12 protein-coding genes are annotated in these 12,186 nt (G+C 68.3%); 10 read left to right on the forward strand and 2 right to left on the reverse strand.

The window, feature by feature from the left end:
* Positions 1–5: 5 nt before the first annotated feature.
* From PARJ55_RS0108610 to PARJ55_RS0108620, 3 genes are all read left to right on the forward strand, one after another.
* Positions 6–827, forward strand: a complete 822-nt coding sequence (locus PARJ55_RS0108610) for an ABC transporter permease (RefSeq protein WP_036697895.1) — start codon at positions 6–8, stop codon at positions 825–827.
* Between the two features lie 98 nt (positions 828–925).
* A complete protein-coding gene (locus PARJ55_RS21725) occupies positions 926–2,023 on the forward strand; it encodes an AbrB family transcriptional regulator (protein ID WP_051416205.1) in 1,098 nt (365 codons plus the stop codon).
* 1 nt (position 2,024) lies between these two features.
* Positions 2,025–2,600: a UbiX family flavin prenyltransferase gene (locus PARJ55_RS0108620; protein WP_028712665.1), complete on the forward strand. Its 576-nt coding sequence runs from the start codon at positions 2,025–2,027 to the stop codon at positions 2,598–2,600.
* Between the two features lie 24 nt (positions 2,601–2,624).
* Here PARJ55_RS0108620 and PARJ55_RS21730 read toward each other — a convergent pair whose 3' ends face one another.
* Positions 2,625–3,611, reverse strand: a complete 987-nt coding sequence (locus PARJ55_RS21730; protein WP_051416206.1) for an XdhC family protein — start codon at positions 3,609–3,611, stop codon at positions 2,625–2,627.
* 73 nt (positions 3,612–3,684) lie between these two features.
* Positions 3,685–5,328, reverse strand: a complete 1,644-nt coding sequence (locus PARJ55_RS0108630) for a UbiD family decarboxylase (protein WP_028712666.1) — start codon at positions 5,326–5,328, stop codon at positions 3,685–3,687.
* Between the two features lie 174 nt (positions 5,329–5,502).
* Between PARJ55_RS0108630 and PARJ55_RS0108635 the strand changes: the two genes are divergently transcribed.
* The 7 genes from PARJ55_RS0108635 (at position 5,503) to PARJ55_RS0108665 (ending at position 12,141) form a co-directional block, all read left to right on the forward strand.
* Positions 5,503–7,935 (forward strand): xanthine dehydrogenase family protein molybdopterin-binding subunit, encoded by a 2,433-nt coding sequence (locus PARJ55_RS0108635; RefSeq protein WP_028712667.1) that lies wholly within the window; start codon positions 5,503–5,505, stop codon positions 7,933–7,935.
* Positions 7,936–7,947: 12 nt separating this feature from the next.
* Entirely contained in the window at positions 7,948–8,889 is a 942-nt protein-coding gene (locus PARJ55_RS0108640; protein ID WP_028712668.1) for an ABC transporter substrate-binding protein, read from the forward strand.
* The gene (locus PARJ55_RS21735; protein ID WP_036697891.1) at positions 8,886–9,341 is read left to right on the forward strand and encodes a carbon monoxide dehydrogenase subunit G; all 456 of its coding nucleotides are present in this window, start codon (positions 8,886–8,888) and stop codon (positions 9,339–9,341) included. The genes PARJ55_RS0108640 and PARJ55_RS21735 overlap by 4 nt, the downstream gene beginning before the upstream one ends.
* Positions 9,342–9,365: 24 nt before the next feature.
* On the forward strand, positions 9,366–9,863 hold the full coding sequence (locus PARJ55_RS0108650) for a (2Fe-2S)-binding protein (protein ID WP_028712669.1): 498 nt from the start codon (positions 9,366–9,368) through the stop codon (positions 9,861–9,863).
* Positions 9,864–9,872: 9 nt separating this feature from the next.
* Positions 9,873–10,691 (forward strand): xanthine dehydrogenase family protein subunit M, encoded by an 819-nt coding sequence (locus PARJ55_RS0108655; RefSeq protein ID WP_028712670.1) that lies wholly within the window; start codon positions 9,873–9,875, stop codon positions 10,689–10,691.
* Between the two features lie 154 nt (positions 10,692–10,845).
* Positions 10,846–11,514: a GntR family transcriptional regulator gene (locus tag PARJ55_RS21740; protein ID WP_198019331.1), complete on the forward strand. Its 669-nt coding sequence runs from the start codon at positions 10,846–10,848 to the stop codon at positions 11,512–11,514.
* Positions 11,515–11,946: 432 nt separating this feature from the next.
* Entirely contained in the window at positions 11,947–12,141 is a 195-nt protein-coding gene (locus PARJ55_RS0108665; protein ID WP_028712671.1) for a DUF1127 domain-containing protein, read from the forward strand.
* Positions 12,142–12,186: the final 45 nt, after the last annotated feature.

The raw sequence follows: 12,186 nt of genomic DNA on the forward strand, positions 1-12,186 counted from the left end.
GCACCATGACCATGTCAAGCTATCACGAACCGACCGTCGCCAAGAAAACCGGCTTTTCCGCCAGAAGCCTGCCGAGCTGGTCGATCACCCTGATCTCGGTTTCCACGCTGCTCGTCATATGGGAGCTGTGCAGCCCCTGGATCAACCCGCTGTTCGGGTCCTATCCCTCGCAGATCTTCCGGTCCTTCATCGTCATGATGCAGAACGGAACGCTGGTGAAGGCCTTCGTCCAGAGCATCCAGCCCTTCCTGGTGGGCTACGGGCTCGCCGCGCTTCTGGGCATTCCCATCGGCCTGCTGCTGGGGCGATACCGGGTGCTGGACGCCGCTTTCGGCATCTATGTCACGGCAGGCTATGCGACGCCGATGATCGCGCTTGTGCCGCTGCTGATGGTCTGGTTCGGGCTGGGCTTCGCCGTGAAGGTGGTGATCATCTTCCTGCTGGCCTTCTTCCCGGTCTGCATCAACACCTGCGCCGGGGTGAAGGCGGTGCCGAAAACCCTGATCGAGGTCGGGACCGCCTTCTGCGCCTCGCAGTCCAAGATCATGCGGCAGATCGTGCTGCCGGCGACCCTGCCCTATATCATGGCCGGGCTGCGGCTGGCGGTGGGCAAGGCGGTCATCGCCATGATCATCGCCGAATTCCTGACCGCGCTGTCGGGCCTGGGCGGCATCATCATCCATGCCGCGAACAGCTTCCGCACCGCCGAGATGTTCGTGCCCATCCTGCTGGTGATGGTCCTGGCCATCGTGCTCGAGAAGCTGCTGGCCCTGCTCGAGCGGATCGTGGCGCCCTGGCAGCGCGAGATCGCGGCCGGCGGCCACTAGATCCCTGCCGCCCGGCGCCCCTGCGCCGCCCCCTGCCGACCCGGCGCATCCAGGGTCGGCAGGCCCATTCCAGACCCAGCAGACGGTCCATCTGAACCATGGCGAAATCCCGTTTCCAGCCGCCCCGCCCGCCGGGCAGGTCGCCCCGCAACGTCCTGCTCGCCCTGGCGCTGGGGGTCTGCGGCGGCGCGGCCTTCTTCTACCTGCATCTGCCGCTTGCCTGGATGATGGGGTCGCTGGCCTTCTGCCTGCTGGGCAGCCTGGCGGGCCTGCCGCTTCACATGCCGCGCAACATCCGCCCGGTGATGCTGGCGCTGATCGGGGTGCTGCTGGGCTCGAACTTCGATCCCTCGCTTTTCGACCGGATCGAGTCATGGTTCGTCAGCCTGTCCTTCCTGGGCCTGTTCATCATCGCCGGCGCGACGCTGTGCTACCTGTTCCTGCGCCACGTCGCCCGGCTGCCGCTGCCGACCGCCTTCTTCGGTGCCCTGCCGGGCGGGCTGGCCGAGATGGCCGCCTTCGGCGAAAGCGTGGGGGGCGACATCCGCAAGATCATCCTGCTGCAATCCTTCCGCATCCTCATCGTCGTGCTGACCCTGCCGGCGGTGCTGTGGCTGGTGCTGGGCGTCTGGCCCGCGCCGCTGGTCGATGCCGGGTCGCAGGCGGCCTGGTGGCCCGGGGCGGCGGAAAGCCTGTGGCTGCTGGTCACGGCCGGGATCGGCTGGAGGCTGGCCCTGCTGCTGCGCCTGCATTCGCCGGCCCTGATCGGCCCCATGCTGCTGAGCGCGGTGATCCATCTGACCGGGATCAGCGCCTTCCATCCGCCGCTGCTGTTCATCGCCGGGGCGCAGCTGGTGATGGGCACCTCGCTCGGCAGCGGCTTCGCGGGCATGAATCACCGCGATTTCGGCACCAGCATCCTTTGCGCCGGGGCGACCACCTCGATCCTGATCTTGCTGGGCCTGGCCTTCGCGTGGATCCTGGTGCAGCTGACCGGCCTGCCGCTGGTGGACCTGATGCTGGCCTTCGCGCCCGGCGGGCTGTCCGAAACCAGCCTTGTCGCCCTGTCGTTGCAGGCGACGGTATCCTTCATCGCCGTGCACCATGTGGTGCGCGTCTTCCTGATCACGCTGCTTGCGCCCCTCTTCTATCTGCGGGTCGGCGGCGGCCTGAAACAACAAGGGCGGGGTGACTGACGTGCAAAGACTGATCGTCGCGATTACCGGGGCGTCCGGGGTGATCTACGGGATCCGCGCGCTGGAGCTTCTGCGCGCGCTGCCCGATATCGAGACCCATCTGGTCATGTCGCCCTCGGCGGTGCGGACCGCCCGCGAGGAGGTGGACCTGGAGCCCGACGCGATCCGCGCCTTGGCCGATTGCTGCTACAGCTACAAGGACATCGGCGCCGCGATCTCGTCGGGGTCGTTCCGCACCATGGGAATGCTGATCGCCCCGGCCTCGATCAAGACGCTGAGCGGCATCGCGAACAGCTACAACGAGGAGCTGATCGTCCGGGCGGCCGATGTCTGCCTGAAGGAGCGGCGGCGGGTCGTGCTGCTGCTGCGCGAGACGCCGCTGCATGCGGGCCATATCGCGCTGATGCAGCAGGCGACGCTGAACGGGGCGATCATCATGCCGCCGACGCCGGCCTTCTATACCCGGCCGCGGACGATAGACGACATCGTGACGCAAAGCGTCGCGCGCGCGCTGGACCTGTTCGGCATCGACCTTGCCGTCACCCGCCGCTGGGGCGAAGCCTCGGCCGAAGAATAGGAGACCGCGGCCTTGCCCGCGGCCTCATGCCGGCCGCTGGGCATGCAGGGCCAGGATCTCGGCCAGGACCGAGATCGCCAGCAGCCGGGCATCGCGCGCCGAGGGGACCACCCCGATCGGTCCGCGCAGCCGGCCGAGCGCGGGCTCGCCCATGCCTGCGGCGCGCAGCGCCTCAAGCCGCGCGTCCCGGGCCCGCCGGCTGCCCTGCGCGCCGATATAGAAGGCGCTGCCGGCCAGAAGCCGGCGAAGGATCGCGGTTTCGTAGTGATGCTCGTGATAGAACAGCACCGCGGCGGTGTCGCGGTCCACCTCGACATCGCCCGGCAGGCCCCGCGTGTCGATCGGCCGGACCGGCATGCCGATGGCGGTGGCCTGCGCAAGGGTTTCGTCGTCATGGCTGAGCACCAGCCCGGGAAGCAGGGCGGCCTGCACCAGGCCGGCGAAAACCGCGACCTCGGGGCCCTTGCCAAAGATCAGAAAGCGCGGTTCCGGCCCCAGCCGGACGTGGAAAAGGCCATGCCCGTCCTTCCCTGTCGGCCGGTCCGGTCCGATGGCGACCGCGCCGTCCCGCAGCCCGATGGCCAGCGAGAAGCCCCGCCTTGCGGCGCGCAGCCGCGCCACCTGGCCGAGCAGGGATGCGGGCGGGCAGGGCAGCAGGAGGATCTCGAGCCCGCCGCCGCAGGGCAGCTTCAGATCGAAGAAGGGCGATCCCGCGCCATAGCGCAGCAGCGCCGGCGCCTCCTGCGCCATCACCTTCTGGGCGTGGAGCTGAAGGTCGGCCTCGATGCAGCCCGAGGACAGGCTTCCGCTGCGCCGTCCGTCGGGCAGAAAGGCCATCATGGCGCCGACAGGCCGATAGGACGGCCCCTCGACCGCGGTGATCAGGGCCAGCGCCCCCCGCGCGCCGGCCCGCAGCAGGGCCTCGAGCGGGTCGTGCGGCCGCCTTTCCCGCGCCCGCGGGTCGAAGGGAAGCAGCTCGGCACCGGAAGGATCGGCGGCAGGCGCCGGCATTCGATGGCCCGTCGATACGGTCTGCGTCTCCGCCATGGTTCCGCCCCGCCCCGTCAGCCGCGCCTGCCGGCGCTCATGTCCGCGCCGGAGGCGTTTCCACCTTCCGGACCGGGGTTTCCGGCTTGATGCCGCCGCGCCGCCGCGCCAGCGTCTGGCGGCCCGTCTCGCGCCAGTCGCCCTTGACCGTGGCCTCGGCGAAGCCCGTCCAGCTGTCGTCCCAGTCCCCCAGCGAATAGCCGTGCCAGGGCGGCTGCGGCGACAGGGCGGGAAGCTGAAGCTGCTCCCATATCTCGCGGGCGCGGCGCATGAAGGGCTCGGCCGGCAGCGCCAGCGGCGGCATGGGCGCCTTCAGCGTCGCGTCGATCATCAGCGTGCCCTCGGCCGATTTCGCCGCCGATTTCGGCCCGTGCCCTTCCGAGCGGTAGGGCGTGACATGCAGGTCCTCAAGCAGGTTCGCACGGTAGGCGATGGACCAGAACACCGCATCGGCATTGCGCGCGTCGATGTCGTCGGAAACGGCGATGACGACCTTGCCGCATTGCGCCTGAAGCGTCGCGGCGCCCTGCATGCCGCGCCAGATCTCGGACTGGGGGGTGTCCTTCTCGAATTCCAGGAAGATCACCTTGCGGATATTGGTCAGCGGCTCGTGCATGACGACGCGCCGGATGCCCTTCACGTTCAGATGGTGGCGCAGGTGCTCGAAGAACAGCGGCTCATAGGCGACGCGCTTCAGCACGCTGGATTCGCTGGGCGTCACCTGCGAAACGATCGAGACCAGCACCGGGCTGCGCTTGCGGGTGATCGCCGTCACCTGCATCGACATGTTGAAGTCTTCCAGCGCCACATGGCCGTGGCTTTCGCCGAACGGGCCTTCGGGTTCCAGCAGGTCGGGGTCGATCAGCCCCTCGATCACCAGCTCGGCATCCGCGGGCACCTGCAGGTCGATGGTCTTGCATTTGACGGTCCGCACCGGCGCGCCGATCAGGCCGCCGGCCACCGCCATCTCGTCGGTGTCTATCGGCAGTTTCTGCGGCCCGGTGAACAGCACCGCCGGCGCGCAGCCGATCACGATGGCGCAGGGCATCGGCTGGTTGAGCTTCTTGTATTTCAGCCAGTGCTGATAGCCCCCCGCCCCGCTGAGCCGGCTGGCCATGCGCACCCCCAGCCGGTCCTCGGCCTTCAGGGCGGCGCGATAGGTGCCCATGTTCTGGATGCCGTTTTCCGGGTCCTTCGTCACGCAGAGGGTGGCGGTGAAATAGGGCGCGCTGTCGAAGCCGGGGGTCGAGACCGGCACCGGCAGGCTGCCGAGGCCGCGCCCGTGCCGGCGCAGCTCGTCGCCGGCGATCACGACTTCCTGGCAGGGGGCGGCCTCGACCTCGACCGGCGGGATGGGGTTGGCCATGGCGCGCACCCAGACATCGCCGATCTCGTCCTCGGCGACGCCAAGCCCGATGGCATAGATCGCGGGCGACGCGGCCAGGACGCCCACCGCTACGGGAATGTCGTAATGCATGCCCTTGCTGTCGCGCACATCGGTGAACAGGAAGCCGCGGCGCTGATCCTCTTGCAGGCCGCCCTGGAACTGCCAGCGGGCCAGGGGATGCAGCTCGGCATCCTTGTCGATGGGAACCTGTATCCGGGTCAGAAGCCCGGCCTTCTCAAGCCTTGCGATATGCTCCTGCAGGTCCAGCGGCGCCCTGCTGCTTGCCTGATCCATTCGATCCTCCCTGTCGTTCTGCGCATCCCGCAACCCAGGCACATGATGAGGGGGCGGGGGAAATCAATCAAGTTGACATACTGTCATACATTGTGACAGTAATGTCAAACGACAAGATGCCATAACCCGGACCGCAAGGGTCGGGCAAGGAAGATCCGGGAGGGAAAGCGGAAGATGAACAAGAATGCGTTGCCACGCCGGGCGGTTCCGGCGCCGACGGCCGGCCGCGAGGTCAGCTATCGCCCCGGCGAATCGCGGCCCGAGATGCGTCTGGTTTCCGAGGCGCTGTTTCGCCACATCGGCAAGCCGCTTCCCCGCAAGGAGGATCTGCGGCTCATCACCGGCAAGGGCCGGTTCTCGGACGATTTCAACCTGCCGGGGCAGGTCTATGCGGCCATGGTCCGCTCGCCCCATCCCCATGCGCGGATCGGCGGCGTGGACGGTTCGGCCGCGCTGGCCCTGCCGGGGGTGCTGGCCGTGCTGACGCCGCAGGACATGCTGGCCGACGGCCTGCAGCCCATTCCGCACAACCCGGTGCCCTCGACCAATTACGACGTCAAGCTGCGTGCCCGGGACGGCAGCTTTCCCTTCATCGGCCCGCATTACCCGCTGCCGCTGGACAAGGTCCGGCATGTGGGCGAGGCCGTCGCGCTGGTGGTCGCGGAAACCCCCGCCCTCGCCGAGGAGGCAGCCGAGCTCGTCGAGGTCGAATACGAGGTGCTGCCGCATGTGACCGCCACCGCCGAGGCGTTCCGCGAAGGCGCGCCGGCGGTCTGGGACGAGGTGCCGGACAACACCTTCGTCGACAGCCGCTTCGGCGACGAGGCGGCGACCGGGGCCGCCTTCGCCCGCGCCGCCCATGTGGTGAAGCGCCGCTTCCATATCGACCGGGTGACGGCGGTGACCATCGAACCCCGCGCCGCGCTGGGGCATTACGACGCCGAGACCGGGCGCTATACGCTTTACGCCGGCTCGGGCGGGGCGGTGCGCCAGAAGGGCGAGATCTCGGCGGTGCTGGGCGTCGAGCGCGAGCGGCTGCGGGTCCTGTCCTTCGATGTCGGCGGGAATTTCGGTGCCCGCAACCGGGTCTATGTCGAGTTTCCGCTGGTCCTGTGGGCCTCGGGCAGGGTCGGCCGGCCGGTGAAGTTCACCGCCACCCGGTCCGAGGCCTTCCTGACCGAATATCAGGGCCGCGACCTGATCACCACGGTCGAGCTGGCCTTCGACGACGAGGGCTATATCCTGGCCATGCGGGCCGACAACATCTCGAATGTCGGGGCGCGCTGCGTTTCGCTGTCGCCGCTGTCCAAGGGGTCGGGGCTGATCTCGGGCTCCTACCACATCCCCTGCGCCACGCTGCGCGCGCGGGCGGTGTTCACCAATACGATGTGCACCCAGGCCTATCGCAGCTCGGGTCGTCCCGAAGTCACCTTCGCCATCGAGCGGATGATGGATCTGGCGGCGCAGGAGCTGGGCATGGACCGGGTCGAGCTGCGGCGCCGGAACCTCGTGCCGCCCGAGGCGATGCCCTACACCAATCCGGTCGGGCAGCATTACGACAGCGGCGAATACGAGAAGAACATGGACCGCGCCATCGCGTTGTCGGACTGGGACGGGTTCGAGGCGCGCAAGGCCGAGGCCCGCAAGCGCGGCAAGCTGCTGGGGCGGGGCTTCGCGAATTACGTGGAATCCTCGATCGGCACCCCGAAGGAACGCGCCGAGATCGAGATCACCGCGGACGGCCGCGTCGAGGTGGTCATCGGCACCCAGCCCAGCGGCCAGGGGCACGAGACCAGCTTCGCGCAGGTGGTCGCCGACATGCTGGGCGTCCCGGTCGAGCGGGTCGAGATCATCCTTGGCGACACGGATGTGGTGAAGGAGGGCGGGGGCTCGCATTCCGGACGCTCGATGCGGCATGCCGGCACGGTGATGGCCATCGCCTCGGCCGAACTGCTTGCCGAGGCCAAGGCGCGTTTCGCGGATCTGCACGGCATCAATTCCTCGGACATCGACTATCGCGACGGGCTGCTCTCGGCCGCGGGGGCCAGCGCCGACCTGTTCGCGCTGGCGCGGGCGACCGCGGAGAAGGGACCGCTGCGCGCCGCCCATACCAACGAGATGCACACGCCGGTCTTTCCCAACGGCACCGCGATCTGCGAGATCGAGGTCTGCATGCGCACCGGCGCGCCGGTCATCACCCGCTACACCACGGTGGACGACGTGGGGCGCTGCATCAATCCGCTGATCGTGCACGGCCAGACCCATGGCGGCATCGCGCAGGGCGTGGGCCAGGCGATGTGGGAGCTATGCGCCACCGATGCAGAGACCGGGCAGCCGCTGGCGGGCTCGTTCATGGATTACGGCATGCCGCGTTCCGACAACATGCCCTCGTTCACCTGCGAGATCGCCGAGGTTCATTCCCCCACCAACCCCCTGGGGATCAAGGCCGGCGGCGAAGGCGGCACGACGCCGGCGCTGGCGGTGATCGTCAGCGCCATCGTCGATGCGCTTTCGGAATACGGCGTCCGCGACATCGCCATGCCGGTGACGCCGCAACGGATCTGGCAGGCGATGAGGAATGCGCGCGCCAGTCAAGACCTCTCGTAACAGGAGCTACGAATGACCGAAGTGAACACCGTCCGGGTCATCGCCTTTCCCGGCGCCCCGAACCTGCCCGTCTTCGCGGCGATCGAGAACGGGGATTTCGCCGCTCTCGGGCTTGACGTCGCGCTCAGCCTGACGGGCAGCTCGATCGAACAGGCCGAGCGCACCGCGCGGGACGAGTTCGACATCGTCTTCACCGCCTTCGACAATGTCGTCGCCTATAACGAGGGGCAGGGCGCCGCCGCGCCGGGTCTCGATCCCGGCTATGTCGCCATCGCTGGCGCGACGCGGCTGGACCTGGCCGTCGTGACGGCGCGGGACATCGACGGGTTCGCGCAGCTGGCCGGGCGCAAGGTGGCGCTGGACGCGCCGACCACCGGCTTCGCCTTCGCCTTCTATGACATGTGCGCGGCCAACGGCATCGGTCGGGACGCCTATTCCGTCGAGGCGGTGGGCGCCGCCCCGCAACGCTGGGAGGCGCTGAAATTCGGGGCCTGCGACGCGACGCTGCTGATCGAGCCCTTCACCTCGATCGCCGAGCGGGCCGGGTTCCATGTCCTGAAACGCTCGACCGAGGCCTATGCGCATTATCAGGGCGGGGTGATCGCCGCGCGGCGCGGGTTCCTGAAGGCGCGACCGGATCTGGTCGAGCGGTTCCTGCGCGGCTATCTGGCCGGGCTGCGCTGGGTGCGGGCGCCCGAAAACCGGCAGGCGGCCGAGGCATTGCTGGCGCGGCGGATGCCGCAGATCCAGCCCGCCGCCATCGCCACGGTGATGAACAGCCTGCTGTCGCCCGAAACCGGCCTGACGCCGGATGCGCGCTTTCTCGACGAGGGGGCGAAGCAGGTGCTGGCATTGCGCAACGCCCATGGCGGCGCGGCGCCGGTCGGGGATTACGCCCGCTATGTCGACCTGTCCCGCCTGGATGCCGTCCTGACCGAGGAGACCGTGGAATGAAGCTTTCCGGTGAACGCCTTCTGGGCACGTCGCGCGATGTGGTCTGGCGCCTGCTGAATGACGGCGAGGTCCTGCAACGCTGCATCCCCGGCTGCGAAAGCCTGTCGGGCAATCTGGAGGACGGCTATGCCGCCAAGGTGGTGCTGAAGATCGGCCCGATCAAGGCGACCTTCTCGGGCGATGTGACCTTCAGCGAGGTCCGGCCCGGCGAGGGCTATCGCATATCCGGCAAGGGGCAGGGCGGGATCGCCGGCTTTGCCAGCGGCGGCGCGCTGGTCGCGCTGCAGGACGACGAGGGCGGCACCCGGCTGGTCTATGACGCCGAGGCGCAGGTCGGCGGCAAGATCGCCCAGCTGGGCGCCCGGCTGATCGATTCCACCGCCCGCAAGCTGACCGAAGCCTTCTTCACCAAGTTCGCCGAGGAGGTCGCGGCCTTTGAGGCGCATGCCTGACACGCCAGAGAGAGGACGAGATCCATGGCATTGGTCAATCTGACTGTGAACGGCCGGCCGCGCAGCTGCGAGGTGCCGGACGGCACGCTGCTTGTGCATCTTCTTCGCGACCACCTGGGCATGACCGGCACGCATGTCGGCTGCGACACCTCGCAATGCGGGGCCTGCACGGTGATCCTGGACGGCAGGGCGGTGAAGTCCTGCACCATCCTTGCCGCCTCGGCCGAGAATGCCGAGCTGCGCACCGTCGAGGGGCTTGCCGAGGCCGAGCGGCTGCACGAGGTGCAGGAGGCGTTCCGCACCCATCACGCCCTGCAATGCGGCTTTTGCACGCCGGGGATGATCATGGCCGCCGTGAACATGATCGACCGCCACCAGGGGCAGCTGGACGAGGCGCTGGTGCGGCACGATCTGGAGGGCAATCTTTGCCGCTGCACCGGCTATCACAACATCGTCAGGGCGATCCTGGCGGCGGCAGAGGCCTATCGCGCCCGGCATCGGGTCGCGGCGGCGCAAGCTTGAGGATCGGCCATGTATCTTTACGAAACCACCTATCTGCGCCCCGCAACCATCGACGAGGCGAAGGCGCTTTACGAGGCCGGCGAATCCCCGGCCTTCCTGTCGGGCGGCCATACGCTGCTGCCGGCCATGAAGGGCCATCTGGCCCGCCACGACCGGCTGATCGACATCCGCCGCATCCCCGAGCTTCAGGGCATCGCCGAGGACGGGGGGCGCCTGACCATCGGCGCGGCGGTCCGGCACTGCGAGGTCGCGGCCTCGGCCGTGGTGCAGGGCTGCGTCCCGGCCCTGGCCGGCATGGTCGGCACCATCGGGGACGTTCAGGTCCGCCATGTCGGCACCATCGGCGGGTCGCTGGCGAATAACGATCCCGCCGCCGACTATCCCTCGGCGGCGCTGGCGCTGGATGCCACCTTCCGCACCGACCGGCGGGAGCTGCCGGCGGCCGAGTATTTCCAGGGCCTTTACACCACGGCTCTGGAACCGGGCGAGCTGCTGGTCTCGGTTTCCTTCCGCAGGCCGCGCCGGGCCGGCTATGCCAAGTTCCGCAACCCGGCCTCGCGCTATGCGCTGGCCGCGGCTTTCGTGGCCGATCATGCCGACGGCGTCCGGGTCGCGATCACCGGGGCGGGCAATGACGGGGTGTTTCGCTGGCGCGAGGCGGAAGAGGCACTGGCTCACGCATTCGAGAGCGCAAGCCTTGACCCCCTTCGGGTGGACATGGAAGATATGGCGTCCGACATGCATGCGGATGCGGAATATCGTGCGGAACTGGTGAAGATCTGCACGCAGGAGGCCCTGAAGAACCAGAATCGCGTCACGCTGTTCTAGGCGTGACCCGGTTCCGGCAGGGGGCGGGCAGGGCGATGGACAGCGGAGGGGCGGTTGGATATGTGTGGGCGGAAATAACGATCATGTGCAAGCGGGCATAATGCAAGGCGCATCCAAACTCCGGAGTTCTTTGGTGACCAGCAAGGCAGAAGGATTGGCCCCTCTTGTCGCGGAGGCGGCGCCCTTGCGGCAGAAGATCATGCGCTCGCTGCGCCGCGCGATCGAAACCGGGGTGCTGGAGCCGGGAACCCGGCTGATCGAGAAGGATCTGTGCCAGCAGCTGAATGTCAGCCGCACTTCGCTGCGCGAGGCGCTGCGCCAGCTGCATGCCGAGGGCATCCTGACCGAGGTCGGCAATCGCGGCCTGACCGTCGCGGCGGTGACCATCGAGGATGCCCGCAACATCTACCGGCTGCGCAGCGCCGTCGAGAGCCTGCTGGTGCAGCAGTTCATCGAGAACGCGACCGAACAGGAGTTCGCCGAGCTCAAGCTGATGCGGGACCGTCTGGTCGAGGCCTACCAGAACGGCGGGGCCGAGGAGATCGTCGGGACGAAGCGCGAATTCTACGACCTGATCTCGGCCGGCGCCCGGAATCCGCTGGGCCATGACATCCTGAACAAGCTGACCCTGCTGACCTCGCCGCTGCGGCGCAAATCGGTCGTCCGGCCGGAGCGGCGCAAGTCCAGCACCAAGGAGATCAAGGATCTGGTCAAGGCGATTCTGGACGGCGACATGGATGCCGCATCCCGGGCGGCCCAGGTGCATATCGCCCATTCCGCCGATTCGGTGATCCAGGCCCTTCAGGAAAACGACGTCACCTAGCGGGGCTTCTCGGCCCTCCTTGCGGGGCTTCGGCTTCAGGCGGCGTTCCTCGCCCGCCCTCTGGACCGGCGGTTGCCGGGATTCAGGCCGGGAAACGGTCCGGTCCGGCTGTCCGAGGCGCGGATGGTGGGCTGCCCGATGCGCTGCGCCTCGCAATGCACCGGCCGAGATGCGCTTTCCGTAAAGGGGCGCGCCTTGCGCCAGAGCCGCAGCCCATCCGGGTCCGCGCTTCGCTGGTCCCGCCCCGTCCTCCTGCGGCCCATGCCCGCCTTGCCTGCGCGGCGCGCATGGCGTCCGCCAGCCCCCGATGCTGCGGCGCAGAATGCATAGCGGCTTTGCCGGGATCGTCCCTACTTCCCCCGATCTGCCCGGCCTATATCCGCCCTGTCCGAAACATGCCCGCTGGATGGGCAAGATGAAAAAGGTGCCGAGATGTCCGCTGTTGAAATGAGCCATAACCATGCCGCCGGTGGCCTCGGTCGGGTCGTTGCGCGCGTGACCGCGATGGTCGCTGCCTGGAACGACGCCCGCGTCACCCGCCGCGAACTGAACGCGCTGACGGATCGCGAACTGAGCGATATCGGCCTGACCCGCGGCGATATCGAGCGCGTCGCCCGCGGCCTCTGAGATCCGACCGACGAAGACACTCCGCGGCGATGCGGGGACGGTCGG

Origin of the sequence: Paracoccus sp. J55, from assembly GCF_000513975.1 — a bacterium.
GTDB lineage: Bacteria > Pseudomonadota > Alphaproteobacteria > Rhodobacterales > Rhodobacteraceae > Paracoccus.